General features: G+C 50.5%; 17 protein-coding genes, 2 tRNA genes, 3 rRNA genes and 2 pseudogenes. 7 read left to right on the top strand and 17 right to left on the bottom strand.

Features of this window, described 5'->3' with window-relative positions:
- Nucleotides 1–8: 8 nt before the first annotated feature.
- Complete coding sequence (infB, locus tag IUJ45_RS09300; RefSeq protein WP_002247025.1) at nucleotides 9–2,897, top strand: translation initiation factor IF-2; 2,889 nt, start codon at nucleotides 9–11, stop codon at nucleotides 2,895–2,897.
- A 210-nt stretch (nucleotides 2,898–3,107) separates the two neighbouring features.
- Here infB and IUJ45_RS09295 read toward each other — a convergent pair whose 3' ends face one another.
- Nucleotides 3,108–4,502, bottom strand: a complete 1,395-nt coding sequence (locus IUJ45_RS09295; protein ID WP_002246346.1) for a GTPase/DUF3482 domain-containing protein — start codon at nucleotides 4,500–4,502, stop codon at nucleotides 3,108–3,110.
- A gap of 61 nt (nucleotides 4,503–4,563) precedes the next feature.
- A complete protein-coding gene (locus tag IUJ45_RS09290) occupies nucleotides 4,564–5,913 on the bottom strand; it encodes a DUF2868 domain-containing protein (protein WP_002247031.1) in 1,350 nt (449 codons plus the stop codon).
- A gap of 142 nt (nucleotides 5,914–6,055) precedes the next feature.
- Between IUJ45_RS09290 and trhA the strand changes: the two genes are divergently transcribed.
- Complete coding sequence (gene trhA, locus IUJ45_RS09285) at nucleotides 6,056–6,682, top strand: PAQR family membrane homeostasis protein TrhA (protein WP_002218933.1); 627 nt, start codon at nucleotides 6,056–6,058, stop codon at nucleotides 6,680–6,682.
- A 63-nt stretch (nucleotides 6,683–6,745) separates the two neighbouring features.
- On the opposite strand, the gene IUJ45_RS09280 is transcribed toward trhA, so the two are convergent.
- A complete protein-coding gene (locus IUJ45_RS09280) occupies nucleotides 6,746–8,164 on the bottom strand; it encodes an alanine/glycine:cation symporter family protein (RefSeq protein WP_002220484.1) in 1,419 nt (472 codons plus the stop codon).
- A gap of 326 nt (nucleotides 8,165–8,490) precedes the next feature.
- Between IUJ45_RS09280 and IUJ45_RS09275 the strand changes: the two genes are divergently transcribed.
- A complete protein-coding gene (locus IUJ45_RS09275; RefSeq protein WP_002212681.1) occupies nucleotides 8,491–9,219 on the top strand; it encodes a YebC/PmpR family DNA-binding transcriptional regulator in 729 nt (242 codons plus the stop codon).
- 58 nt (nucleotides 9,220–9,277) lie between these two features.
- Here the strand turns inward: IUJ45_RS09275 and IUJ45_RS09270 are convergent, their stop codons facing one another.
- Entirely contained in the window at nucleotides 9,278–9,766 is a 489-nt protein-coding gene (locus IUJ45_RS09270) for a disulfide bond formation protein B (protein ID WP_002237262.1), read from the bottom strand.
- Nucleotides 9,767–10,456: 690 nt separating this feature from the next.
- The gene (locus tag IUJ45_RS09265; RefSeq protein WP_002244651.1) at nucleotides 10,457–10,921 is read right to left on the bottom strand and encodes an Lrp/AsnC ligand binding domain-containing protein; all 465 of its coding nucleotides are present in this window, start codon (nucleotides 10,919–10,921) and stop codon (nucleotides 10,457–10,459) included.
- 324 nt (nucleotides 10,922–11,245) lie between these two features.
- Here IUJ45_RS09265 and alr point away from each other — a divergent pair, with 324 nt between their 5' ends.
- Complete coding sequence (gene alr, locus IUJ45_RS09260) at nucleotides 11,246–12,304, top strand: alanine racemase (protein WP_002237263.1); 1,059 nt, start codon at nucleotides 11,246–11,248, stop codon at nucleotides 12,302–12,304.
- 647 nt (nucleotides 12,305–12,951) lie between these two features.
- Here the strand turns inward: alr and IUJ45_RS09255 are convergent.
- From IUJ45_RS09255 to prmB, 6 genes and pseudogenes are all read right to left on the bottom strand, one after another.
- Nucleotides 12,952–13,623 (bottom strand): annotated as a pseudogene (locus tag IUJ45_RS09255) (IS1595 family transposase).
- Between the two features lie 142 nt (nucleotides 13,624–13,765).
- Nucleotides 13,766–15,121, bottom strand: a complete 1,356-nt coding sequence (locus tag IUJ45_RS09250; protein WP_002239219.1) for a PFL family protein — start codon at nucleotides 15,119–15,121, stop codon at nucleotides 13,766–13,768.
- Between the two features lie 14 nt (nucleotides 15,122–15,135).
- On the bottom strand, nucleotides 15,136–15,408 hold the full coding sequence (locus tag IUJ45_RS09245; RefSeq protein ID WP_002234162.1) for an ACT domain-containing protein: 273 nt from the start codon (nucleotides 15,406–15,408) through the stop codon (nucleotides 15,136–15,138).
- Between the two features lie 125 nt (nucleotides 15,409–15,533).
- On the bottom strand, nucleotides 15,534–16,271 hold the full coding sequence (locus IUJ45_RS09240) for a toxin-antitoxin system YwqK family antitoxin (protein ID WP_002216708.1): 738 nt from the start codon (nucleotides 16,269–16,271) through the stop codon (nucleotides 15,534–15,536).
- Nucleotides 16,272–16,410: 139 nt separating this feature from the next.
- Complete coding sequence (locus IUJ45_RS11005) at nucleotides 16,411–16,539, bottom strand: hypothetical protein (RefSeq protein WP_002212671.1); 129 nt, start codon at nucleotides 16,537–16,539, stop codon at nucleotides 16,411–16,413.
- Nucleotides 16,540–16,551: 12 nt separating this feature from the next.
- On the bottom strand, nucleotides 16,552–17,451 hold the full coding sequence (gene prmB / locus IUJ45_RS09235) for a 50S ribosomal protein L3 N(5)-glutamine methyltransferase (protein ID WP_002232685.1): 900 nt from the start codon (nucleotides 17,449–17,451) through the stop codon (nucleotides 16,552–16,554).
- A 144-nt stretch (nucleotides 17,452–17,595) separates the two neighbouring features.
- Between prmB and IUJ45_RS09230 the strand changes: the two genes are divergently transcribed.
- Together IUJ45_RS09230 and IUJ45_RS09225 are read left to right on the top strand one after the other, a co-directional pair.
- Nucleotides 17,596–18,189, top strand: coding sequence for an LPD3 domain-containing protein (locus tag IUJ45_RS09230; protein WP_002246348.1), 594 nt, complete (start codon nucleotides 17,596–17,598; stop codon nucleotides 18,187–18,189).
- Nucleotides 18,190–18,300: 111 nt separating this feature from the next.
- Nucleotides 18,301–18,738 (top strand): annotated as a pseudogene (locus IUJ45_RS09225) (HK97 family phage prohead protease); the annotation flags it as partial.
- Nucleotides 18,739–18,851: 113 nt separating this feature from the next.
- On the opposite strand, the gene IUJ45_RS09220 reads toward IUJ45_RS09225, so the two are convergent.
- From IUJ45_RS09220 to IUJ45_RS09195, 6 genes are all read right to left on the bottom strand, one after another.
- On the bottom strand, nucleotides 18,852–19,316 hold the full coding sequence (locus IUJ45_RS09220) for a helix-hairpin-helix domain-containing protein (RefSeq protein WP_010981251.1): 465 nt from the start codon (nucleotides 19,314–19,316) through the stop codon (nucleotides 18,852–18,854).
- Between the two features lie 35 nt (nucleotides 19,317–19,351).
- Nucleotides 19,352–19,465, bottom strand: a 5S ribosomal RNA gene (gene rrf, locus IUJ45_RS09215).
- Nucleotides 19,466–19,561: 96 nt separating this feature from the next.
- A 23S ribosomal RNA gene (locus IUJ45_RS09210) occupies nucleotides 19,562–22,453 on the bottom strand.
- 406 nt (nucleotides 22,454–22,859) lie between these two features.
- Nucleotides 22,860–22,935 (bottom strand) — tRNA-Ala (locus IUJ45_RS09205).
- A 6-nt stretch (nucleotides 22,936–22,941) separates the two neighbouring features.
- Nucleotides 22,942–23,018: transfer RNA gene (locus tag IUJ45_RS09200), tRNA-Ile, on the bottom strand.
- 101 nt (nucleotides 23,019–23,119) lie between these two features.
- Nucleotides 23,120–24,660, bottom strand: a 16S ribosomal RNA gene (locus tag IUJ45_RS09195).
- Together the 16S, 23S and 5S rRNA genes with 2 tRNA genes alongside form the textbook arrangement of a ribosomal RNA operon.
- A gap of 525 nt (nucleotides 24,661–25,185) precedes the next feature.
- Here IUJ45_RS09195 and coaBC point away from each other — a divergent pair.
- The gene (gene coaBC / locus IUJ45_RS09190) at nucleotides 25,186–26,370 is read left to right on the top strand and encodes a bifunctional phosphopantothenoylcysteine decarboxylase/phosphopantothenate--cysteine ligase CoaBC (protein WP_002249429.1); all 1,185 of its coding nucleotides are present in this window, start codon (nucleotides 25,186–25,188) and stop codon (nucleotides 26,368–26,370) included.
- The last annotated feature ends 27 nt before the right edge of the window (nucleotides 26,371–26,397 follow it).

Here is a 26,397-nt window from a genome sequence, read left to right as displayed (position 1 = left end):
GGGTACAGATGAGTAACACAACCGTAGAACAATTTGCCGCCGAGCTGAAACGCCCCGTCGAAGACCTGTTGAAACAGTTGAAAGAAGCCGGCGTCAGCAAAAACAGCGGCAGCGATTCCCTGACGCTGGACGACAAACAGCTTCTGAACGCCTACCTGACCAAGAAAAACGGCAGCAACGGCGGCACCATCAGCATCCGCCGCACCAAAACCGAAGTCAGCACCGTTGACGGCGTAAAAGTCGAAACACGCAAACGCGGACGCACTGTCAACATTCCTTCTGCCGAAGAGTTGGCAGCACAGGTAAAAGCCGCCCAAACCCAAGCCGCACCTGTCCGGCCGGAGCAGACGGCAGAAGACGCGGCAAAAGCCCGAGCCGAAGCTGCCACACGTGCAGAAGCACGTGCCAAGGCAGAAGCGGAAGCGGCAAAACTGAAAGCGGCAAAAGCAGGCAACAAAGCCAAACCTGCCGCGCAGAAACCCACCGAAGCAAAAGCCGAAACCGCACCCGTTGCGGCGGAAACCAAACCCGCCGAAGAAAGCAAAGCGGAAAAAGCCCAAGCCGACAAAATGCCGTCTAAAAAACCCGCCGAGCCCAAAGAAAAAGCCGCCAAGCCGAAACACGAGCGAAACGGCAAAGGCAAAGATGCCAAAAAACCGGCGAAACCTGCCGCACCTGCCGTGCCGCAACCCGTGGTCAGCGCGGAAGAACAGGCGCAACGCGATGAAGAAGCACGCCGTGCCGCCGCACTTCGCGCCCACCAGGAAGCCCTGTTGAAAGAGAAACAGGAACGCCAGGCACGCCGCGAAGCCATGAAACAACAGGCAGAACAACAGGCAAAAGCCGCACAGGAAGCCAAAAACGGCAGACAGCGTCCCGCCAAACCTGCCGAGAAACCGCAGGCAGCCGCGCCGGCCGTCGAAAACAAACCTGTCAATCCGGCAAAAGCGAAAAAAGAAGACCGCCGCAACCGCGATGACGAAGGTCAAGGCCGCAACGCCAAAGGCAAAGGCGGAAAAGGCGGACGCGACCGCAACAATGCACGCAATGGCGACGACGAGCGCGTACGCGGCGGCAAAAAAGGCAAAAAACTCAAACTCGAGCCGAACCAACACGCCTTCCAAGCACCGACCGAACCTGTCGTACACGAAGTTTTGGTGCCTGAAACCATTACCGTTGCCGACTTGGCACACAAAATGGCAGTCAAAGGCGTGGAAGTGGTCAAAGCCCTGATGAAGATGGGCATGATGGTTACCATCAACCAATCCATCGACCAAGACACCGCCCTGATTGTCGTCGAAGAACTCGGACACATCGGCAAACCCGCCGCAGCGGACGATCCCGAAGCCTTCTTGGACGAGGGCGCAGAAGCAGTGGAAGCCGAAGCATTGCCGCGTCCGCCCGTTGTTACCGTCATGGGACACGTCGACCACGGCAAAACCTCGCTGCTGGACTACATCCGCCGCGCCAAAGTGGTACAGGGCGAAGCGGGCGGCATTACGCAGCACATCGGCGCGTACCACGTCAAAACGCCGCGCGGCGTGATTACCTTCTTGGACACCCCGGGTCACGAAGCCTTTACCGCTATGCGCGCACGCGGTGCGAAAGCAACCGACATCGTGATTCTTATGGTCGCCGCCGACGACGGCGTGATGCCGCAAACCATCGAAGCGATTGCCCACGCCAAAGCGGCAGGCGTACCGATGGTGGTTGCCGTCAACAAAATCGATAAAGAAGCCGCCAACCCAGAGCGTATCCGCCAAGAGCTGACCGCACACGAAGTCGTGCCTGACGAATGGGGCGGCGATGTACAGTTTATCGACGTTTCCGCGAAAAAAGGAACAAACATCGACGCGCTGCTCGAAGCAGTCTTGCTCGAAGCCGAAGTATTGGAACTGACCGCACCTGTCGATGCGCCCGCCAAAGGCATCATCGTCGAGGCGCGCTTGGACAAAGGCCGCGGCGCGGTTGCCACATTGCTGGTTCAAAGCGGTACGCTGAAAAAAGGCGACATGCTGCTGGCCGGTACGGCATTCGGCAAAATCCGCGCGATGGTCGATGAAAACGGCAAATCCATTACCGAAGCCGGCCCGTCCATCCCCGTCGAAATCCTCGGCTTGTCCGACGTACCGAATGCGGGTGAAGACGCGATGGTATTGGCGGACGAGAAAAAAGCGCGCGAAATCGCCCTCTTCCGCCAAGGCAAATACCGCGACGTGCGCCTTGCCAAACAGCAGGCGGCGAAGCTGGAAAATATGTTCAACAATATGGGCGAAACCCAGGCCCAATCTTTGTCGGTCATCATCAAGGCAGACGTTCAGGGCTCTTACGAGGCTTTGGCGGGCAGCCTGAAAAAACTGTCCACCGACGAGGTGAAAGTGAACGTGTTGCACAGCGGCGTAGGCGGCATTACCGAATCGGATGTCAACCTTGCCATCGCTTCGGGCGCGTTCATTATCGGCTTTAACGTGCGTGCAGATGCCTCTTCGCGCAAACTTGCCGAAAATGAAAACGTGGAAATCCGCTACTACAACATCATCTATGATGCCATCGACGACGTGAAAGCGGCGATGAGCGGTATGCTTTCTCCCGAAGAGAAAGAGCAAGTAACCGGTACGGTCGAAATCCGTCAGGTTATCTCCGTTTCAAAAGTCGGCAATATTGCAGGCTGTATGGTTACCGACGGCGTGGTCAAACGCGATTCCCATGTCCGCCTCATCCGCAACAACGTGGTCATCCACACGGGCGAACTGGCTTCGTTGAAACGCTATAAAGACGACGTCAAAGAAGTCCGTATGGGCTTTGAGTGCGGCCTGATGATTAAAGGCTACAACGAAATTATGGAAGGCGACCAACTCGAATGTTTCGACATCGTCGAAGTGGCACGCACCCTGTGATTTTGATGCGGAAAAATGCCGTCTGAAGCGTTCAGACGGCATACGAAACGGGTTCTGTATCATACAGAACCCGTTTTTTGTCGCAAATCGGCCTCAGACAGCCCTCTTGCCTTATCCCGATTTGAATCTGACTTGCCATACAAACAGGCTTCAGACGGCATTATAGTGAATTAAATTTAAACCGGTACAGCGTTGGCTCGCCTTGCCGTACTATTTGTACTGTCTGCGGCTCGCCGCCTTGTCCTGATTTAAATTTAATTCACTATATTTTCCCGACAGGCGGATTTGAAGTTTCTCCACATATCCGGCGCGTTCGGCGCGGCTGGTTTCGGGGCGGTGCGTATTGAGCGACGACCATTTCCAATGACTGCGGGCTTTGTTGAGTTCGGGCGGGAGTCTGGCGGCGTCCCACGGGGCTTTGCGGCTGTGCAGCTCGATATCCGACTGTGCCGCGTGTCCGCGCGTTTGCAGGACGTGGAGCAAATCGAGGGCGCGGGCGGCGAGCAGGGTCAGGGTTTCGGGGTCGGTGTGCAGGGTTTGACGGCCGGCGAGTTTGTCAGAAATGGTGCGGGTATTGGGCAGGATGCCGCCCAAAAAGCCGCCGATTGCCGTACCCAATCCGAGCGAGCCGCCGAGTGTGGCGATGTCCAGCCCCAAGCCGATGAGCGCGCCGGTTGCCGCGCCCGTGCCGGTGCGGATGCCGTATTGTTTGAGCAATTCGCTGTCGAACGGGTCTTGGCGGAAGGCTTGCGGCATCCAGTCGCCGCCGTCGATTTCGCTGTGGTAGAAACGGTAAAGGGCAAACAGCCGCTGCTGCATCTGCCGTTCGAGTTGGCGTATTTCCGCCTGCATGGTTTGCAGCACGGTGGCGGTATCCTCGTTTTCGTCCACTTCCTGCCTGAAGGCGGCGGCATCAATTAAAAAGTCGGCGATTTCGCGGCGCGCTTCGCCGTCCAGCCGCTGCCATTCGCGCCGGCGCATGGCTGTCAGGCGGTCAAGTGTGCTGCGTTCGGGCAACATGGTGGCGAGGTTTTCCCACAGGCGTAGTTCGCCTTCAAAATCAAAGGCGACGGTGTCGAACCCTGCGAAAACGTGCAGGTTTCTCCTCGCCAGCATGGTTGTCCACGATTCGGGAGGCTGTCCGCCGGTAAAGTTGAACACGGGCATAACCGGTTTGGCACACCATGAAAGGATGGTCAACTCGTCCCTGTATTTGTCGAGGACGGGTTCGCGCGCGTCGATGACGTACATTGCCATATCGCTTTGCAAGACTTGCCGTAAGACTTTGGCTTCCTGATTGAAATCATGGTGCGCGCCGTGGCTGCCGAGAAACTGTTGCAGCCGTTCGATGCCGTCTGAACGCGTATCCGTATGGGTTTCCAGCCATTCCAAAACACCGCCCGCGTCTTCGAGTCCGGGCGTGTCATACAGGAAAACCAGCGTGTCTGCGCCGTCGCTGATGGCGGCTTCTTCGACATGGCGCGTAGTGGACGGGGCATTTTTGACTTCGCCGAAGCCGCTGTCGCGCAATAGGGTGCGCAGGAGCGAGGTTTTGCCGGTATTGGTATGCCCGACGACGGCGAGGGAAAGGGGTTGTTTGTTCATGATGTTTTTGAAGAATGGATTTTCAGACGACCTTTTAAGGATGGCGGCTTTATGGGGCGTTTCAAGTGCGGTCGTTGGTTTTCAGACGGCCTTCCTGCGCCGCTCTGTCGGGTTCCAGCCACGCCGCGCCGCATTCGGTCAGCGCGTTACGCCAATGTTCCAGCTTTTCCGAAAGGTCGTCTGAAAGCCCCTGTTCCGCCAAAAGCTGCACCACCGCGCCGCCCTGCGCCGCTTCCGAAAGTCGGACGATCTGCCGCAACACGCCGCGGTCGGGCACAGTTTGGGCGCGCACGCCGATAAGCAGTTGCGCCGGTTTCTGCTTCAGCTCTGTCTCCAGCGCGGCAACCTGTTCCCGATTGGCGGCAACGCCCTTATCCAGCCATTCCTGCGCCAGCCTGCCCTCGAACCATTCGCCGTCCTGCCATTCGGTCTCCAGCATGACCGCCCATTTCGGCGCATCGTTCAAGACGATTTTCGGCGAAACGGCGGACACGGTTTCCCGACGCGTATCCGCATCGGTGATTTTGTTCTGCCAGCGGCGGATGACCGCCTGATAATAGGGCTTTTCCAAATCCAAGCCGTTTTCGCTTGTTTTCAAAAGGATTTTGCATACCGCCCAAGCCAAGAGGCGCGGCAGGATGCCGTAGCAGGCGATACTGCCGACCAGCAGCCCCGACCAAGCCCGCGCATCGGCAATATTGCCGTTCAGACGACCTTCGATGACCGCCCGCGCATCAGGCACGGGAAAACCCAGTTTCGCAGGCAGCCATGCCAACATTTCCACCAGCCGTACCGAAGACGAATCGCCCAACAGCGTGCTTTCCCAGTTGAACGTATATTGCCGCACCAAAAGCAGCAACAATACCGACACCAGCATTCCGAGCAGCGTGCAGAGCCACAGGCTGTGCGACGTTGCGCCTATTTTCCAACGTACCGAAGGTTGCCGCCACTCGTCCGCATACAGCCGCAACACCGCCTGATTGACAGGGTCTTTGCCCCGAAACCACGTCGCCGGACTGCTGAAAAAACGCCCCACTTTCACGCGCAGGAACAACATTGCCAACCATACTGCCAGCATCAGCGTATTCATGCCCAACACGCCCGCCAAAACCAAAAAGAAATTCAGACCCTGATTGTCCATTAGAAGATAAGTAACTGAAAAACCGGTAAAAAACGCAAACGTCGCCGCCGCCACCCACAACCAGAACGACCCCGCACGCACACGTTCCAACGTCTCCCGCAGCATACGGTTCCTGTCGATCATCTTCGCCCGACGGATGATTTTTTCCTCCGTACTGCCGTCCACGCGGCGCAAAGCCTCCGTCGCCTGCACGGGATCGCCGCTGAAAATAAAGCCGCCTTCTTCCAAAATACGGACCAGCTCAACCAGTTTTCGGGATGGATTCAACATAAAATGCCGTCTGAAAATAAAAAACAGATTTTAACACACGCATTTTCAAGAATATTCACAGTGTAGGCAAAGAGTAAATCCCACACAGAGGCAAAAGTATCGGCGTAAACTGACTGCCTCTACTTTCCCGAAAGATTGTGCGATGTATACAGGCGAACGCTTCAATACTTACAGCCATTTGAGCGGTTTGATTCTGGCGGCGGCAGGTTTGGCGCTGATGCTGCTGAAAACCATAGGACACGGGGACGGCTACCGTATCTTCAGCGTATCGGTTTACGGCATCAGCCTTCTTCTGCTCTATTTGAGTTCCTCGCTGTACCACGGAATTGCAGCCGGAAAACTGAAAAGCATTTTGAAAAAAACCGACCACTGCATGATTTATGTGCTGATTGCCGGAAGCTACACACCGTTTGCACTGGTTTCTTTGAGAAACGGGCCGGGCTGGACGGTATTTTCACTGTCCTGGCTGCTGGCGGCTGCAGGAATCGCACAAGAACTCACCATTGGACGGAAAAGCGAAAAACGACTGCTGTCTATTGCGATTTATATCGTAATGGGCTGGATGGTCTTGGCGGTAATGAAATCCCTGACAGCCTCACTCCCGCCGGCAGGACTGGCTTGGCTGGCGGCAGGCGGTATGCTGTACAGCGTCGGCATTTACTGGTTTGTAAACGATGAAAAAATCCGACACGGGCACGGAATCTGGCATCTGTTCGTATTGGGCGGCAGCATCACCCAATTTGTCAGCGTGTACGGTTACGTAATCTGAATGCCGTCTGAAAAGCAAAACCTCCCGATCCTGAAGATTGGGAGGTTTTCTGTTTGCCGGACATCAGCCCTTGTCGTGGAACTCGTGGAATTCATACTGATAGGACAAATCCCGACCCGCTTTTTTCTGTGCCAAATAATCATCATAAATGGCACGGATTTCCTTACGCAACAAAAACAGGGCTATCAAGTTCGGGATAACCATAAAGCCGTTGAACATATCGGACAGGCTCCAAACCAAATCGACTTTGCCGAGCGTACCTAAAACGATGGCAAGCAGAACCAATGCGCGATAGATGCCCAAGTGTCTTCCCCTGAAAAGAAAACGGATGTTGGACTCGCCGAAATAATACCAGCCGATAATGGTCGTCAAGGCGAAAAAGGTCAGACACACGGCAAGCAATTGCGAACCGAAGCCCGGAAATGCCTTGTTAAAGGCAAATTGAGTAACCGCCGCGCCCTGTTCGCCCGAAAGGTTGGCATCGGTCAGCAGGATAATCAATGCCGTAGCCGTACATACCAAAATCGTATCGATAAATACACCGACAAATGCCGCCATACCTTGCTGCACAGGATGTTTCACATCAGCGGTTGCATGTGCATGCGGGGTAGAACCCATACCTGCTTCGTTGGAAAACAGACCGCGCGCCACGCCGAAACGTATCGCTTCACGCATACCGATACCCGCAGCACCGCCCAAAACGGCTTCAGGATTGAAGGCGGCGGTAAAGATGTGGTTGAACATCGGCACAATATAGTCGGAAAATTCAAACAGGATAACGACGGCGCACAAAATATAAACAACCGCCATAAACGGCACGACAAACTGGGCAATATTGGCAATACGGTTCACGCCGCCAATCACAACCATGCCCGCAAGGACGGCAAGCACAATACCGACTGCCAAAGAAGGCACATCAAATGCAATGGTAACGGCAGAAGCAATGGAGTTTGCCTGTGTCGCATTACCGATAAAGCCCAATGCGATAATCAGCGCGATGGAGAAAAAGCCCGACAGGAAACGCGCCGCGCCCCTGCCGATTTTCGGAGTCAGACCGTGCGTAATATAAAACGCCGGCCCACCGATGTATTTGCCGTGGCTGACGACGCGGTATTTCTGCGCCAGCAGTGCCTCCGCAAAAATCGTGGACATCCCCAAAACGGCAGAAACCCACATCCAAAAAATCGCGCCCGGCCCGCCTGCGGTGATGGCGGTCGCCACGCCGGCGACGTTGCCCGTACCGATTTGCGCGGATATGGCAACCGCCAACGCCTGAAACTGCGATAAAGACTTATCGTCTTTATCGCCTTTGGCAAACAAGCCGCCGAATACGGATTTGAATCCCGCGCCTAGCTTGGTAATCTGCGGCGCACCGAGATACAGCGTAAAAAACAGGCCGATACCCAAAAGCGCGTAAATCAGCAGGTAGTCCCAAAGGAACCGATTGACTGTACCCACCAGAACAGACAATATATTTTCCATAAAATAAACCTTATCTTACAATTAAAATGACTGCCTTCCAAAAGACATTCCAATAAGGAAACACGGCGAGCAGACCGTATTTGCCGCAACAGATGCCTTAAATTGTCAACAATCGGGGAGAAGCTGCGCCATCATACCGTAAAATATCGTTAATTAAAACATTTCTTTATTTTTAAGCGGAAAGCGGAGGAAATCGCTTTCAGACGGCATCGACAACGGCACGGCATAAAACAGGATATTTTGGGTACTTGCAACTTATGTTAAAATGCCGACCGTAAAAAATCTGACAAAAACAGATTAATTATTTGAAATAAGAAAGGAAATTTATGGCAGGCCATAGCAAGTGGGCGAATATCCAGCATAAAAAAGCCCGTCAGGATGCCAAACGCGGCAAAATCTTCACCCGTTTAATCAAAGAAATCACCGTTGCGGCGCGTATGGGCGGCGGCGATCCCGGCGCAAATCCGCGCCTGCGCCTGGCTTTGGAAAAAGCAGCCGAAAACAATATGCCCAAAGACAATGTGCAACGCGCCATCGACAAAGGCACGGGCAACTTGGAAGGCGTGGAATACATCGAGTTGCGCTACGAAGGCTACGGCATCGGCGGCGCGGCTTTGATGGTGGACTGCCTGACCGACAACAAAACCCGCACCGTTGCGGACGTACGCCACGCGTTTACCAAAAACGGCGGCAACTTGGGTACCGACGGCTGCGTGGCGTTCAACTTCGTGCATCAGGGCTATTTGGTATTCGAACCCGGCGTTGACGAAGACGCGCTGATGGAAGCGGCTTTGGAAGCCGGTGCGGAAGACGTGGTTACCAACGACGACGGTTCCATCGAAGTCATTACCGCGCCAAACGATTGGGCGGGCGTAAAATCCGCTTTGGAGGCGGCAGGTTACAAATCCGTTGACGGCGACGTTACGATGCGCGCCCAAAACGAAACCGAACTCTCCGGCGACGATGCCGTCAAAATGCAAAAACTGATTGACGCGCTGGAAGACTTGGACGACGTGCAAGACGTTTACACTTCCGCCGTATTGAATCTGGACTGATACGCAGCACAGCAGACATACAATAAAATGCCGTCTGAACCTTTCAGACGGCATTGATTTATTTAGCCCTTGCCCACGCCCACCAAACCGTCAGGGCAACCGCCAGAAAATACGCCACACTCCAAACAGGCAAAGCAACCCCCAGCAGATAATCCGGTTCGGCACAATTTCCGAACCCGCGCACGACAGGCTCGAACCAATCAAACAAAGGCCAGCCCTTCAATCGAAACGTCCACGGCGCACCGCACGAAGGAGCCGTACCCGGCGGCAGCGACTGCAGCCACAACTGATATGCCGCAACAGAAATACCCGTAACGGCGGGAATGCTGATAAAGACAGCACCGAACAAACCGCCTGCCTTTCTTCTTGGTCTGCACATCAGGACAATTGCCGCACACAATGCGGTTGCCAAGACGCACAACCGCTGGCTGATACACAAAACGCAAGGCTCCATACCCAAAACATACTGTGCCGCCAAAGAGCCGGCAAATGCACAGACCGAAACGGCAAACAGCAGCCAAACGGCTTTTCTAAATAACGGGGTCATTTTCTCAACACACCAATCAAAATACCGATATGCCGATTTTGCTGGATATATCCCGAGATGGCAAGGGACAAAACGGCGATTTGCCCGCACAATGCCCACAAAAAAATACATCCGGAGGATTTGAATTTCAGCAAATTTAGCGAATCAAAAGTTTATTTCAATGAAATCATATGATTTTTTTGAATAAGCGGATTGATGGGTTTTTGAAGGAATTTGTTACCGGATAGCCATCGGGCAAGTTTTTTGCAAAATTTGAATCGGTCGGGTAAATTTTCAAAAAATAATTGACAGCGGATAAGAAACGGCGGATAATTCCCGCCGTCGAGTTGCTTGATGCAGCTTGATTTTTCTCCTCTATTTCTCCTTTGTAGACTTGGCACACATTCAACTGGATGTGTGCATTTTTTTATCTCCGCTTTTTTTGAAATTTAATTACTTTTATTGTTTGAAATTCCATTCTTTAAGAAATTTAACAAGAAAAACGCTTGCTTTTTGACCGGAAAAGCTGCATAATTCATTCCGTTAGCTGGTTCGAGTAGTCAGTTAATAGTTTCTCCTCTATTTCTCCTTTGTAGACTTGGCACACATTCAACCGGATGTGTGCATTTTTTTATCTGAAGCAACAAGCCTCTGTGCGTGATGTTGTTATGTTTCATTTAGGTGTCAAACCGCATAGCCAGCCTGAAATATTCAATCCAAATCCAAAACTGGATTTTCTTTGACCTCCTCCATCACAACATAACTCCTACTCTCCGAAGCGGCAGGCAGTTGCAATAGGATATTGCCTAGCATATCCCGATAGGCAGACATATCGGGCAAACGTACTTTAATCAGATAGTCGTATTCGCCCGACACCAAGTGGCATTCCATAATTTGCGGAATTTTCAGCACTTCTTTTTTGAAATCTTCGAAAATATTGCCCGATTTGGATTGCAGCTTCAGCTCGACAAAAACCAATAGTGGTTTGCCCAACAGATGGGGATTGAGATGGGCGTGATAGCCGGAAATATAATGTTCCCGCTCCAAACGGCGCACCCTCTCTGTAACGGGCGTGGTGGACAAGCCTACCTTCTCGGCAAGCTCCATCATCGGGATGCGGGCATTCTGTTGGAGGATCTTAAGAATGCGGAAATCGATTTTATCTAGTTCTTTCATTTGGATTGCCTTGTATTTATTATTGATTTTAACAAATAGAGTATATAGTGGATTAACAAAAACCAGTACGGCGTTGCCTCGCCTTGCCGTACTATTTGTACTGTCTGCGGCTTCGTCGCCTTGTCCTGATTTTTGTTAATCCACTATATATTTGGGAAAGCGATTATATCAGGAAAAGCAAACCGCCTTCCTACCTAAAAACTGCTGCTTCGGCTTGAAGATACAAGGGTCTTTAATATTTTAAAAGCCTTGCCGTTGGATTATAATTCCCTAATTGATTTCTTAATTTTGCTAATAAACACTTGTTTGGTAAGGAATGAATTTATGCGCCCTTTGAACGTGCAGATCAGGTTGGGCAACCTTAGGCACAATTATCGGATTTTGAAGGAAATGCACGGAGGCAAACTGTTGGCGGTAGTGAAGGCCGACGCATACGGACACGGTGCGGTCAGATGTGCTTTCGCGCTGGCAGACTTGGCAGACGGCTTTGCCGTGGCGACAATCGACGAGGGAATCAGGCTACGGGAGAGTGGCATTACCCATCCGATTGTCCTTTTGGAAGGCGTATTTGAAGCATCAGAGTACGAAGCGGTCGAACAATACTCACTCTGGCCGGCAGTCGGAAACCAATGGCAACTTGAGGCTTTGCTTTCCCGCCATTGGAAAAAACCTGTCAAGGTCTGGTTGAAAATGGATTCGGGAATGCACCGTACCGGATTTTTCCCTCATGATTACGCTTCGGTATATGCGGCATTGAAGCAGTCGGAATATGTGGACAGTATTGTCAAATTCTCGCATTTCTCCTGTGCGGACGAACCCGAAAGCGGTATGACGGAAATACAGATGGAAGCATTCGATTTGGGTACGGAAGGGCTGGAAGGCGAAGAAAGCCTTGCCAACTCCGCCGCTATTTTGAATGTTCCCGAAGCACGCAGGGACTGGGGGCGAGCCGGCTTGGCGTTGTACGGCATTTCCCCGTTCGGAGGCAGCGATGACAGGCTGAAACCCGTGATGAGGCTTTCCACCCGTATTTTCGGCGAACGCGTTTTACAGCCGCACTCCCCTATCGGTTATGGCGCAACATTTTATACCAGTAAATCTACGCGCGTCGGCCTGATTGCCTGCGGTTATGCGGACGGTTATCCGCGCCGCGCCCCAAGCAATTCCCCCGTCGCCGTCGACGGTAAATTGACCCGGGTCATCGGCAGGGTCTCTATGGATATGATGACCATCGAGCTGGACGCTTCGCAAGAAGGTTTGGGACACGAGGTCGAACTGTGGGGCGATACGGTTAATATCAATACCGTTGCCGAAGCGGCCGGAACCATCCCTTACGAATTGATGTGCAATATCAAACGTGCAAAATTCACTTATATCGAGTAATCAAGTCCAAACAAAAATGCCGTCTGAAGCCTTTCAGACGGCATAAATGCGTTTTGACAAAATCAGTATAGTGGATTAACAAAAATCAGGACAAGGCGACGAAGCCGCAGACAGTACAAATCGTACGGCAAGGCGAGGCAACGCCGTACTGGTTTAAATTTAATCCATTATAAAAGACATTGCCAAATAGAAAATACTGATAATGCCCACAATCTGAAACCCCATCCTTCCCGCAAAAACGGAAAATCAAAATCAGAAACCTAAAATTTCGTCATTCCCGCGCAGGCGGGAATCCGGTTTTTTGAGTTTCCGTCATTTCTGATAAATTCTCGTCGTTTTTCATTTCTAGATTCCCGCCTGCGCGGGAATGACAAAATTAAAGTTTCAGAATTTATTTGAACAACAAACTAGATTCCCGCTTTCGCGGGGATGCCGGCGGATAGGTTTTGTTGTTTCGGATAAATTCCTGTTGTTTTTTGGTTTCCAGATTCCCACCTTTAAAAGAATGACGTAAGAAAGCAGAAATAAGGACACAGGGATTTTTTATAGTGGATTAACAAAAATCAGGACAAGGCGACGAAGCCGCAGACAGTACAGATAGTACGGCAACGCTGTACTGGTTTAAATTTAGGGGCTGTCCTGGATAACTAGGATAAACTTGATTTTACTAATTGTTTTAAGATGGAACAAGAACTTTTATCTCACTGTTGTTAAAACGCCATTCGCACTCCTTTAAATACAGCTCAAAATGCGCTTTGGGAATGCCGTTAAACTTGCGTAAATGACGTTTTGCCTGGTTCCAAAAGTTCTCAATTCCATTAATATGGTTTTGTCGTTCGGCAAAATGTGTGCTGTGATTGATACGAAAACGAAGTTTCAGCGAAGCTAAAATGGCTAAATTCGCTCACATCTAATACATCATAGCTACGATAACAATCCGTATAAACAATGCTGTCAGGTTTCACTTGTTCACGGATAATAGGAAATAAAGTAGCGGTTTGAGTATTCGGTACTGTAACCGTATAAACCTTACCATTTCGCTTCAAAAGACCGAATACGGCGACTTTACCGGCAGCACCGCGACCGCGTTTGCCTTTGCGTTGTCCGCCAAAATAACTTTCATCTGCTTCTACTTCGCCATCAAACATTTCCAAATGCGGACTGTTTTGATAAATAAGTAATCGTAAACGATGAAAATAATAGGCTGCGGTATTTTTATTAACGCCTACTAACTCTGCTGCCGTTCTTGCAGTTACACCTGCGACAAATAGCTCAATGAGTTTATTTTGTTTATACTGGCTTAGACGACTTTTTCTCATAGGGATAATTCTAACTTAATTTGAATTTCCCTAGTTATCTAGGACAGCCCCATATTCTTTTCTAAAGACATTTTACCCGATGCCTATAAACAAAAATGCCGTCTGAAGCCTTTCAGACGGCATTTCCCCATCAAAACCGCAATCAGTTTTTCATCGATTGAACCGGTGCGGGAATCCTGCCGCCCCGGTTGACGAACACTTCGCATGAGCCTTCTTTTACCGGCATTACAGGCGCGTAGCCCAACAGGCCGCCGAACTCGACGCTGTCGCCGACGGTTTTACCGGTTACCGGAATAATGCGCACGGCAGTGGTTTTGCTGTTGATCATGCCGATGGCGGCTTCGTCGGCAATGATGCCGGAAATGGTGTGCGCGGGTGTGTCGCCGGGAACGGCAATCATATCCAAGCCGACCGAACAAACGGCGGTCATCGCTTCGAGTTTATCCAACGTCAGCACGCCTGCTTCGGCGGCGGCAATCATACCTTCGTCTTCGGAAACGGGGATAAACGCGCCACTCAAACCGCCAACCGCGCTCGAAGCCATCATGCCGCCCTTTTTCACGGCATCGTTCAGCAATGCCAAAGCTGCTGTTGTGCCGTGCGTACCGCAGACGCTCAAACCCATTTCTTCAAGAATGCGCGCCACCGAGTCGCCGACGGCAGGGGTCGGTGCCAGCGACAAGTCGAGAATACCAAACGGGATATTCAGCATTTTTGAGGCTTCGCGGCCGATGAGTTCGCCCACGCGGGTAATTTTGAAGGCGGTTTTCTTCACAACTTCGGCAACTTCGGTCAATGTCGTTGCATCCGAATTTTCCAACGCGGCTTTTACGACACCCGGGCCGGATACGCCGACATTAATCACAGCATCCGCTTCGCCTGAGCCGTGAAACGCGCCCGCCATAAACGGGTTGTCTTCCACCGCGTTGCAGAACACGACGATTTTGGCGCAGCCGAAACCTTCTAGTGTGATTTCAGCCGTGCGTTTGATGGTTTCGCCCGCCAGTCTGACCGCGTCCATATTGATACCGGCGCGCGTACTGCCGATATTGATGGAGCTGCACACGATATCAGTAGTCTTCATCGCTTCGGGAATGGAACGGATTAACACCTCGTCAGAAGGCGACATACCTTTTTGCACCAGCGCGGAAAAGCCGCCAATAAAAGACACGCCGATGGCTTTGGCAGCCTTATCCAAAGTTTGCGCCACGCTGACGTAAGAATCAGCATGGGTGGCCGCCGCGATTTGGGCAATCGGCGTGACAGAAATGCGCTGATTCACAATCGGCACGCCGTATTTGGCAGACAGATATTTTGCTGTCGCCACCAAGTCTTTGCCGACCGTGGTAATTTTGTTGTAAATATTTTGGTTCAACACGTCGATGTCGGTGCTGATGCAGTCGTGCAAATCAATGCCGATGGTAATGGTGCGGACATCGAAATTCTGGTCGGCAACCATTTTGACGGTTTCTAAAATTTCGCCGGATTGGATACTCATCACATTCCTCCGGCTCAAATGCGGTGCATCGCTTGGAAGATTTCTTCGTTTTGCATACGGATGTCGAGCGCGAGTTTTTTGCTCTCTTCCGCAAACAAATCCAAAACCTCCTGCCGCGATTTGCTGCATTTTGAAGTGTCCACCAAGATAATCATGGTAAAAAAATCATCCATCAGCTGTTGGCTGATATTGAGGATGTTGATTCGGTTTTCCGCCAAAATTTTGGAAACATCGTACACGATGCCGACGCGGTCTTTACCGATGACGGTGATGACTGAATTGTTCACAGGCTTACTCCTTGCAGATATCCGTTAAAGTCCGAAATTATACCACCGTTGGATTTTGAAGAAATATTGTCAACAATATATACATACAAAATGCCGTCTGAAACTATTTCAGACAGCATCAAGATTCAGGGTTCGATTAAATAACCATCCTTATCCCACTGGGTTTTCCTGACCAACTTATCATCCTGATAAACAGCTTCACTCTTTTTAGAACCATCTTCATACCACTCTAAGACTACTCCATTACGTTTATGATGATGGATAGACAGTTCCGAGAGTAATCGACCGCTTTCATCCCATGTCAGAATTTTGGCAGGCTCATCATTGACCATAACCATTTCCGTTTTGATATTGCCGTCGGCATACCATTGCTTCCATACGCCGTTTGCCTTATTCTGTTTAAACTGGATTTCGCTTTCCTTGCCGCCGTTACGGTAATAGCGGTACCCCGTACCTTCACTCAAACCATTTTTATAAGGCATAACGGCAGATTTTTTACCGTTCGGATACCAGTTGACCCACTCCCCGTCCGGCTTACCCTTGCTGAAGCCCCCCGCCATTTTTTTCTGACCATTAAAATGCCACAAAATCAACATACCGTTTTGCAGGGTAGGCACAAAAGATTTGATTTGCGTTGAAGCAACGATATAAGGTTCGGAATATTTCTTCATCGACGGATAATAAAAATCCTGCGCGTGCGCAATACCCTCCGCCACACTATATTGCCTGATATAAGCGGCAGAAGACATCGTCGCCGTCAGTTTCCCGTTCTGATTAAAATAAACAGAATAGGTCTGCGCCGGCAAAGCGGCCGAAAAACCCAACAGGACAGTTGAAAATACAATCCGAGATAATTTTTTCATTGCAATAGCGATATAAAAACAAGGCTGTGTTTTAGTAATCTGTTGATTTCAATTATTTGCAAGGGAAAAGACAATTATTTTCCGGTTAGGAATAAACCTATTCTATTGAATAGATTGAAGCCAAGTACGCCTATCAACACTATATTAAAACACTGCCAAAAACAATTAACTTATAAACAATATGGTAAGGATTTCTCTGCCAAGCATCAAACCCGAGACAACGTATCGTAAAAATGCCGTCTGAAAACAAATCGTCTTCAGACGGCATTTCCCTTTCAACTCACTCTTCACCCAATAACTGCTCGCGCGTCAAGAGGAAAACAAAACCGTCGCCCCCGCTGGTTTCCAACCAAGTAAAAGGCAACTCCGGATACGCTGCTTCCAATACATCCCTGTTATGCCCGATTTCCACCAGCAATACACCTTTGGGATTCAGAAACTTTGCCGCATTCAGAAGAATCTGCCTGGTGGCATCCAACCCGTCCGCCCCGCTGCCCAATGCCAATTCCGGTTCGTGCAAATACTCTTCAGGCAATAACTCAACCGATTCCGCATCCACATAAGGCGGATTGGAAACAATCAAATCATAAGTGCCTTCCAATCCTTCAAACAAATCCGTATGAATAAGCCGGATGCGTTCTTCCAAACCATAATCTTCGACATTAATCCCTGCCACTTCCAAAGCATCCAAGCTCACATCAACCGCATCAATTTGGGCATCAGGATAATGATGCGCCATCTGAATGGCAAGGCAACCGCTTCCGGTGCAAAGATCCAACGCATTATGCACCAACTCATCGTATTCTATCCAAGGGCGAAGTCCGTCACCCAACAATTCATAAATAAAAGAACGAGGTATGATTACGCGCTCATCCACATAGAAATCAAACTCTCCCTGCCATGCCTGGTGTGTCAAATAAGCGGCTGGAATGTGTTCGACAGCACGACGCTCAATAACCGCCAGCACTTCCTCTTTTTCAGCTTCCAAGAGTTTTGCATCAAGATATGGGGCAAGCATATCCAAAGGCAAATTCAAAGTATGCAGAATCAAATAAGCCGCTTCATCATGCGCATTATCTGTTCCATGACCAAAAAAGAGCCCTGCCTCATTAAAACGGCTGACTGCAAAACGTAAAATATCGCGGATAGTCGTCAATTCTTGTGCTGCCTGATTAAACATAATATGAACCATTCTGCGTATAGATACTTTTAATTATAACAGAAACAACAAGCAAACCTTTTCATATCGCCAAATAACCACCCAATCTACCCATACAACTACATAAATGCCCGCGCGAAAACCATCGCCCGAACGGAAACGACAATGGCCGACGGTATGGGCAATCTGATTGGCTGGGAAAAAACGGGGCTTGTTGCCGGTAAGCAGTGGATAACCGCAAAAGACGACAAGGTGTCCGATGTCTGCAATGCCAACGGCGAGATGGGCGTAATCGGGCTTTACGAGCCTTTCTCACACGGCACATTGACGATACCCGGTCATCCGAACTGCCGATGCGAGGTTGTTTCCGTATCGGGTGGCGAATTGGGGGAATTTGCCGAAAAAAAGGAGCTTCGTAAAGCGGCTATGCAGTATGCGCGGGATAACTTTATCGGCAAAAGCTATGTCAATGAAAACAGCGGGCATGAACTGAAGGTAACTTGGCAAGGTGTGAAACACGCTACGTCAAAGGCAAATCAGGCGGAATTATCCATCATGACAAAACTTGATGACTTATTGCGCTACGCAAAATATGAGGGTTCTTATTCGGATAGGAAAGGTCATCCTGATATTATTGCAGCACATAAGTATCGTGCCGTTGCCAAGGTTGGGAATGAGTCTTTAAATATCGGTGTGATTGTAAGGGAATTTCCAGACGGACATAAACATTACGACCATTTCATCTTGAAGGATGAGTAAAGCCCTTTTGCAGTGTCGTTCTGGAGCGGATAGCGTTAAGGCAAGTACGCTTCCAGCCTTACAAAAGGGCTTTAAATTCAGCATGCCATTTATACAGGCAGGAGTAAACCCATGACAAAGTTATACGCAGAAATCGCCAAGATGGAGACGCAGGACGACGGCACGGTCAAGGTTTGGGGTTACGCTTCAAGCGAGGAAATCGATTCGGACGGCGAAGTCATCGCGGCGGCAGCTATGAAGGCGGCGATTCCCGATTATATGAAGTTTGGCGCGGGGCGCGAGATGCACGGCTCAAACGCTGCGGGAACGGCAATTGAAATCAACGTTGAAGACGACGGCATAACCTTTTTCGGTGCTCATATCATCGACCCCGTTGTCGTGTCGAAAGTCAAAACAGGCGTTTACAAAGGCTTTTCCATCGGCGGCAGCGTTACCGCCCGCGATGATTTGAACAAGTCGCAAATCACGGGCTTGAAGCTGACAGAAATCAGCCTTATCGACCGCCCTGCCAATCCCGATGCGGTGTCTACCTGCTTTAAGGCGGACAAAGGTGCGGAAGCGGTAAACAACGATACAGAACATAATGCTACATATTTTAGCCATTTCCCTTCCAAACAAAAAAGCACCGACGGCGGCCGATGCCCCTTCCTTTACAGGTTCCCCTATTTTTTAGCTGCGGGCAGAGCCGGTTTTGCCGGGCCTTTTGGTGCGGGCGCACCGACAGAAGCCTGATCCTTCAGCTTCGCCAGCACCGCAGGGCCGATGCCCTTTACCTTGGTCAAATCGTCTACAGACTTGAACGCACCGTTTTGCGCACGGTATTCCGCAATGGCCTTCGCCTTCGCAGGGCCTATGCCCGGCAGCGCCTCCAGCTCCTGCTGCGAAGCCGCATTGATGTTTACCGCCGCAAGGGAGAAGGCGCAGGAGAACAGCATACAGAACAGCACGAACATTTTCTTCATGGTTTTTCCTTTAAGGGTTGCAAACAATAAACCGCATCTTGCGACGATAAAACGGGTCATTCTAAAATGAATATCCCAAAGTTTCAAGCCGTTCCTCCGCAAACCCGACCGGACGCCGTACGGATACTGTCCCGCCATCCCCGACATTTTTTCCGGGCAAAGCAAAAACCCCCGAATAATCGGGGGTTTTCTGAAAGGGTGTTTGGCAGTGACCTACTTTCGCATGGAAGAACCACACTATCATCGGCGCTGAGTCGTTTCACGGTCCTGTTCGGGATGGGAAGGCGTGGGACCAACTCGCTATGGCCGCCAAACTTAAACTGTTACAAATCGGTAAAGCCTTAATCAATATATTCGGTAATAACTGAATCAGTCAGTAAGCTTTTATCTCTTGAAGTTCTTCAAATGATAGAGTCAAGCCTCACGAGCAATTAGTATGGGTTAGCTTCACGCGTTACCGCGCTTCCACACCCCACCTATCAACGTCCTGGTCTCGAACGACTCTTTAGTGCGGTTAAACCGCAAGGGAAGTCTCATCTTCAGGCGAGTTTCGCGCTTAGATGCTTTCAGCGCTTATCTCTTCCGAACTTAGCTACCCGGCTATGCAACTGGCGTTACAACCGGTACACCAGAGGTTCGTCCACTCCGGTCCTCTCGTACTAGGAGCAGCCCCCGTCAAACTTCCAACGCCCACTGCAGATAGGGACCAAACTGTCTCACGACGTTTTAAACCCAGCTCACGTACCACTTTAAATGGCGAACAGCCATACCCTTGGGACCGACTACAGCCCCAGGATGTGATGAGCCGACATCGAGGTGCCAAACTCCGCCGTCGATATGAACTCTTGGGCGGAATCAGCCTGTTATCCCCGGAGTACCTTTTATCCGTTGAGCGATGGCCCTTCCATACAGAACCACCGGATCACTATGTCCTGCTTTCGCACCTGCTCGACTTGTCGGTCTCGCAGTTAAGCTACCTTTTGCCATTGCACTATCAGTCCGATTTCCGACCGGACCTAGGTAACCTTCGAACTCCTCCGTTACGCTTTGGGAGGAGACCGCCCCAGTCAAACTGCCTACCATGCACGGTCCCCGACCCGGATGACGGGTCTGGGTTAGAACCTCAAAGACACCAGGGTGGTATTTCAAGGACGGCTCCGCAGAGACTGGCGTCTCTGCTTCAAAGCCTCCCACCTATCCTACACAAGTGACTTCAAAGTCCAATGCAAAGCTACAGTAAAGGTTCACGGGGTCTTTCCGTCTAGCAGCGGGTAGATTGCATCTTCACAACCACTTCAACTTCGCTGAGTCTCAGGAGGAGACAGTGTGGCCATCGTTACGCCATTCGTGCGGGTCGGAACTTACCCGACAAGGAATTTCGCTACCTTAGGACCGTTATAGTTACGGCCGCCGTTTACTGGGGCTTCGATCCGATGCTTGCACATCTTCAATTAACCTTCCAGCACCGGGCAGGCGTCACACCCTATACGTCCACTTTCGTGTTAGCAGAGTGCTGTGTTTTTAATAAACAGTCGCAGCCACCTATTCTCTGCGACCCTCCAGGGCTTACGGAGCAAGTCCTTAACCTTAGAGGGCATACCTTCTCCCGAAGTTACGGTATCAATTTGCCGAGTTCCTTCTCCTGAGTTCTCTCAAGCGCCTTAGAATTCTCATCCTGCCCACCTGTGTCGGTTTGCGGTACGGTTCGATTCAAACTGAAGCTTAGTGGCTTTTCCTGGAAGCGTGGTATCGGTTACTTCATGTCCGTAGACACTCGTCATCACTTCTCGGTGTTAAGAAGACCCGGATTTGCCTAAGTCTTCCACCTACCGGCTTAAACAAGCTATTCCAACAGCTTGCCAACCTAACCTTCTCCGTCCCCACATCGCATTTGAATCAAGTACAGGAATATTAACCTGTTTCCCATCGACTACGCATTTCTGCCTCGCCTTAGGGGCCGACTCACCCTACGCCGATGAACGTTGCGTAGGAAACCTTGGGCTTTCGGCGAGCGGGCTTTTCACCCGCTTTATCGCTACTCATGTCAACATTCGCACTTCTGATACCTCCAGCACACTTTACAATGCACCTTCATCGGCCTACAGAACGCTCCCCTACCATGCCAGTAAACTGGCATCCGCAGCTTCGGTTATAGATTTGAGCCCCGTTACATCTTCCGCGCAGGACGACTCGACCAGTGAGCTATTACGCTTTCTTTAAATGATGGCTGCTTCTAAGCCAACATCCTGGCTGTCTGGGCCTTCCCACTTCGTTTACCACTTAATCTATCATTTGGGACCTTAGCTGGCGGTCTGGGTTGTTTCCCTCTTGACAACGGACGTTAGCACCCGCTGTCTGTCTCCCGAGGAACCACTTGATGGTATTCTTAGTTTGCCATGGGTTGGTAAGTTGCAATAACCCCCTAGCCATAACAGTGCTTTACCCCCATCAGTGTCTTGCTCGAGGCACTACCTAAATAGTTTTCGGGGAGAACCAGCTATCTCCGAGTTTGTTTAGCCTTTCACCCCTATCCACAGCTCATCCCCGCATTTTGCAACATGCGTGGGTTCGGTCCTCCAGTACCTGTTACGGCACCTTCAACCTGGCCATGGATAGATCACTCGGTTTCGGGTCTACACCCAGCAACTCATCGCCCTATTAAGACTCGGTTTCCCTACGCCTCCCCTATTCGGTTAAGCTCGCTACTGAATGTAAGTCGTTGACCCATTATACAAAAGGTACGCAGTCACACCTCTAGGGCGCTCCCACTGTTTGTATGCATCAGGTTTCAGGTTCTGTTTCACTCCCCTCCCGGGGTTCTTTTCGCCTTTCCCTCACGGTACTGGTTCACTATCGGTCGATGATGAGTATTTAGCCTTGGAGGATGGTCCCCCCATATTCAGACAGGATTTCACGTGTCCCGCCCTACTTTTCGTACGTTTAGTACCGCTGTTGAGATTTCGAATACGGGACTGTCACCCACTATGGTCAAGCTTCCCAGCTTGTTCTTCTATCTCGACAGTTATTACGTACAGGCTCCTCCGCGTTCGCTCGCCACTACTTGCGGAATCTCGGTTGATTTCTTTTCCTCCGGGTACTTAGATGGTTCAGTTCTCCGGGTTCGCTTCTCTAAGTCTATGTATTCAACTTAGGATACTGCACAGAATGCAGTGGGTTTCCCCATTCGGACATCGCGGGATCATTGCTTTATTGCCAGCTCCCCCGCGCTTTTCGCAGGCTTACACGTCCTTCGTCGCCTATCATCGCCAAGGCATCCACCTGATGCACTTATTCACTTGACTCTATCATTTCAAGAACTTCTTTGACTTTGCCTAACATTCCGTTGACTAGAACATCAGACTTGAATTTCCTACTTTGATAAAGCTTACTGCTTTGTTGTGTCTTAATCCTGCCTTTTGTGTTTCAGGATTAAGTCGATACAATCATCACCCAAATACTGTGTTTGTTTTCTTTTCTCTTGTGAGCGATTTTTTATCCTTTGCAAAGAATAAAAAATCAAAACAAACGCTTTGTCTTTGTTTGTTGATTTCGGCTTTCCAATTTGTTAAAGATCAATGCGTTCGATATTGCTATCTACTGTGCAAATCAAAACGAGCTGATTATTATATCAGCATTTTGTTCTTGGTCAAGTGTGACGTCGCCCTGAATGGATTCTGTTCCATTCTTCCGTTTTGATTTGTACAGTATTGGTGGAGGCAAACGGGATCGAACCGATGACCCCCTGCTTGCAAAGCAGGTGCTCTACCAACTGAGCTATGCCCCCCGTTCTTGGTGGGTCTGGGAGGACTTGAACCTCCGACCCCACGCTTATCAAGCGTGTGCTCTAACCAGCTGAGCTACAAACCCGGATTCTCTTCTTAAGCGAATCTTGCCTTCACTCAAGCTTCTTCCGCATCTTTTTCAGTTTACCGATAAGTGTGAATGCCTAAAGCCTCTTCTTTCTCTAGAAAGGAGGTGATCCAGCCGCAGGTTCCCCTACGGCTACCTTGTTACGACTTCACCCCAGTCATGAAGCATACCGTGGTAAGCGGGCTCCTTGCGGTTACCCTACCTACTTCTGGTATCCCCCACTCCCATGGTGTGACGGGCGGTGTGTACAAGACCCGGGAACGTATTCACCGCAGTATGCTGACCTGCGATTACTAGCGATTCCGACTTCATGCACTCGAGTTGCAGAGTGCAATCCGGACTACGATCGGTTTTGTGAGATTGGCTCCGCCTCGCGGCTTGGCTACCCTCTGTACCGACCATTGTATGACGTGTGAAGCCCTGGTCATAAGGGCCATGAGGACTTGACGTCATCCCCACCTTCCTCCGGCTTGTCACCGGCAGTCTCATTAGAGTGCCCAACTGAATGATGGCAACTAATGACAAGGGTTGCGCTCGTTGCGGGACTTAACCCAACATCTCACGACACGAGCTGACGACAGCCATGCAGCACCTGTGTTACGGCTCCCGAAGGCACTCCTCCGTCTCCGGAGGATTCCGTACATGTCAAGACCAGGTAAGGTTCTTCGCGTTGCATCGAATTAATCCACATCATCCACCGCTTGTGCGGGTCCCCGTCAATTCCTTTGAGTTTTAATCTTGCGACCGTACTCCCCAGGCGGTCAATTTCACGCGTTAGCTACGCTACCAAGCAATCAGGTTGCCCAACAGCTAATTGACATCGTTTAGGGCGTGGACTACCAGGGTATCTAATCCTGTTTGCTACCCACGCTTTCGGGCATGAACGTCAGTGTTGTCCCAGGAGGCTGCCTTCGCCATCGGTATTCCTCCACATCTCTACGCATTTCACTGCTACACGTGGAATTCTACCTCCCTCTGACACACTCGAGTCACCCAGTTCAGAACGCAGTTCCCGGGTTGAGCCCGGGGATTTCACATCCTGCTTAAGTAACCGTCTGCGCCCGCTTTACGCCCAGTAATTCCGATTAACGCTCGCACCCTACGTATTACCGCGGCTGCTGGCACGTAGTTAGCCGGTGCTTATTCTTCAGGTACCGTCATCAGCCGCTGATATTAGCAACAGCCTTTTCTTCCCTGACAAAAGTCCTTTACAACCCGAAGGCCTTCTTCAGACACGCGGCATGGCTGGATCAGGCTTGCGCCCATTGTCCAAAATTCCCCACTGCTGCCTCCCGTAGGAGTCTGGGCCGTGTCTCAGTCCCAGTGTGGCGGATCATCCTCTCAGACCCGCTACTGATCGTCGCCTTGGTAGGCCTTTACCCCACCAACTAGCTAATCAGATATCGGCCGCTCGAATAGCGCAAGGCCCGAAGGTCCCCTGCTTTCTCTCTCAAGACGTATGCGGTATTAGCTGATCTTTCGATCAGTTATCCCCCACTACTCGGTACGTTCCGATATGTTACTCACCCGTTCGCCACTCGCCACCCGAGAAGCAAGCTTCTCTGTGCTGCCGTCCGACTTGCATGTGTAAAGCATGCCGCCAGCGTTCAATCTGAGCCAGGATCAAACTCTTATGTTCAATCTCTAACTTTTTAACTTCTGGTCTGCTTCAAAGAAACCGACAGGACAATGTTCAAAACATTATCTTGTCTGTCTTTCAAACAGTGTGAGGCTCAAGGCACTCACACTTATCGGTAATCTGTTTTGTTAAAGAGCGTTTGAATTATAAAGTATTTCTTCCGCTTGTCAAGATATCTCTCGATATCCCCAACATTCTGTGCTATACTTTTCAGTTCGTCCGCCACTTCTGCAGCAGCGAAGAACCGAACTATACGCCCACAGGGAAAAACGGTCAATGCTTTCAGTGGGATTTTTTTGGGGAAATTCGTCATGTCGCTGTCGGATAAGGTTTTTTATTTCTGCTAAATGCTGCGCCGCCTCCAACAATCCCTTCCTCTCCCTCCTCTGACTGGTGCGCCTTTGTGAATATGCTGTCTGAAACTCGGGGACTCAGACGGCATTTTGTATCCAAACGGTAACTAATGTATCCGCACTTTGTTATAGAATGGCTGCTGTTTTTTCTTCGTAATTAGAAATTGTCAAAATGGGTAAACATATTCTTTTAGGTGTAACGGGCAGTATTGCGGCGTATAAGTCTTGCGAGTTGGTGCGACTGCTGAAAAAACAGGGGCATTCGGTTACGGTGGTTATGAGCCGCTCGGCAACTGAATTTGTTTCTCCGCTGACTTTTCAGGCTTTGAGCGGCAATCCCGTTCTGACCGACACGCACGGCAGCAACGGTTCAAACGGCATGGAACATATCAACCTGACCCGGAATGCGGATGTTTTTCTGATTACGCCGGCAAGTATGAATACCGTGGCAAAAATCTGTAACGGCGTGGCAGATAATCTACTGACCAATCTGGCAGCCGCACGGAAATGTCCTCTTGCCATCGCTCCCGCGATGAATGTGGAAATGTGGCTCAACCCTGCCAACCAACGGAATATCGCACAACTGGTTTCAGACGGCATTACTGTCTATATGCCGGGCTTGGGCGAACAGGCTTGCGGAGAAAATGGCATGGGAAGGATGCCGGAACCTGCCGAATTGCTGGATTTGCTTCCGGACTTGTGGACACCGAAAATTTTAAGGGGCAAGAAAATCTTGATTACCGCAGGTGCGACATTTGAAGCCATTGACCCTGTCAGGGGCATCACAAATACCTCCAGCGGAAAAATGGGGGTAGCTTTGGCGCGGGCGTGCCGTGCCGCCGGTGCGGAAGTCAGCCTGATTCACGGACAGCTTCAAACCGAACTGCCTTTCGGCATATCCGATACGGTTCAAGCCGTCAGCGCTGAAGATATGCATCGCGCAGTGCATCGTTTGATTGAAAAACAAGATGCTTTTATTTCTGTTGCCGCCGTCTCAGACTATAAGGTTAAAAACAGGAGTACGCAAAAATTCAAAAAAGATAAAAATGCCAAACCGTTATCCATCGAATTGGATGAGAACCCCGATATTTTGGCTTCTATTGCCTCATTGCCGAACCCGCCGTTCTGCATCGGTTTTGCCGCTGAAACGGAGAATGTAATGGCATATGCACGAGAAAAACGTATTAAGAAAAAAATACCGGTAATAGTTGCCAATGATGTTTCAATCGCGATGGGCAAACCGACCAACCGGATTACCATTATCGGGGACGACGGGGAACTGTCTTTTCCCGAAACAAGTAAAGATGAAGCGGCGATGCAGATTGTTGAAAGGCTTGCCGGATATTTGAACAAATAAGCAATTGAACGGATAAACCATAAAGCG

This window comes from Neisseria meningitidis (assembly GCF_022869645.1).
Taxonomy (GTDB): domain Bacteria; phylum Pseudomonadota; class Gammaproteobacteria; order Burkholderiales; family Neisseriaceae; genus Neisseria; species Neisseria meningitidis.
Note: the sequence above shows the minus strand (reverse complement) of the source record. Positions and strands in the feature narration are given on the sequence as shown.

What these genes read in the sequence shown, in the direction of transcription:
- infB (WP_002247025.1), top strand. Translation starts at nt 9, where the DNA reads ATGAGTAACACAACCGTAGAACAATTTGCCGCCGAGCTGAAACGCCCC.
- IUJ45_RS09295 (WP_002246346.1), bottom strand. Translation starts at nt 4,502, where the DNA reads ATGAACAAACAACCCCTTTCCCTCGCCGTCGTCGGGCATACCAATACC.
- IUJ45_RS09290 (WP_002247031.1), bottom strand. Translation starts at nt 5,913, where the DNA reads ATGTTGAATCCATCCCGAAAACTGGTTGAGCTGGTCCGTATTTTGGAA.
- trhA (WP_002218933.1), top strand. Translation starts at nt 6,056, where the DNA reads ATGTATACAGGCGAACGCTTCAATACTTACAGCCATTTGAGCGGTTTG.
- IUJ45_RS09280 (WP_002220484.1), bottom strand. Translation starts at nt 8,164, where the DNA reads ATGGAAAATATATTGTCTGTTCTGGTGGGTACAGTCAATCGGTTCCTT.
- IUJ45_RS09275 (WP_002212681.1), top strand. Translation starts at nt 8,491, where the DNA reads ATGGCAGGCCATAGCAAGTGGGCGAATATCCAGCATAAAAAAGCCCGT.
- IUJ45_RS09270 (WP_002237262.1), bottom strand. Translation starts at nt 9,766, where the DNA reads ATGACCCCGTTATTTAGAAAAGCCGTTTGGCTGCTGTTTGCCGTTTCG.
- IUJ45_RS09265 (WP_002244651.1), bottom strand. Translation starts at nt 10,921, where the DNA reads ATGAAAGAACTAGATAAAATCGATTTCCGCATTCTTAAGATCCTCCAA.
- alr (WP_002237263.1), top strand. Translation starts at nt 11,246, where the DNA reads ATGCGCCCTTTGAACGTGCAGATCAGGTTGGGCAACCTTAGGCACAAT.
- IUJ45_RS09250 (WP_002239219.1), bottom strand. Translation starts at nt 15,121, where the DNA reads ATGAGTATCCAATCCGGCGAAATTTTAGAAACCGTCAAAATGGTTGCC.
- IUJ45_RS09240 (WP_002216708.1), bottom strand. Translation starts at nt 16,271, where the DNA reads ATGAAAAAATTATCTCGGATTGTATTTTCAACTGTCCTGTTGGGTTTT.
- IUJ45_RS11005 (WP_002212671.1), bottom strand. Translation starts at nt 16,539, where the DNA reads ATGCCGTCTGAAGACGATTTGTTTTCAGACGGCATTTTTACGATACGT.
- prmB (WP_002232685.1), bottom strand. Translation starts at nt 17,451, where the DNA reads ATGTTTAATCAGGCAGCACAAGAATTGACGACTATCCGCGATATTTTA.
- IUJ45_RS09230 (WP_002246348.1), top strand. Translation starts at nt 17,596, where the DNA reads ATGGCCGACGGTATGGGCAATCTGATTGGCTGGGAAAAAACGGGGCTT.
- coaBC (WP_002249429.1), top strand. Translation starts at nt 25,186, where the DNA reads ATGGGTAAACATATTCTTTTAGGTGTAACGGGCAGTATTGCGGCGTAT.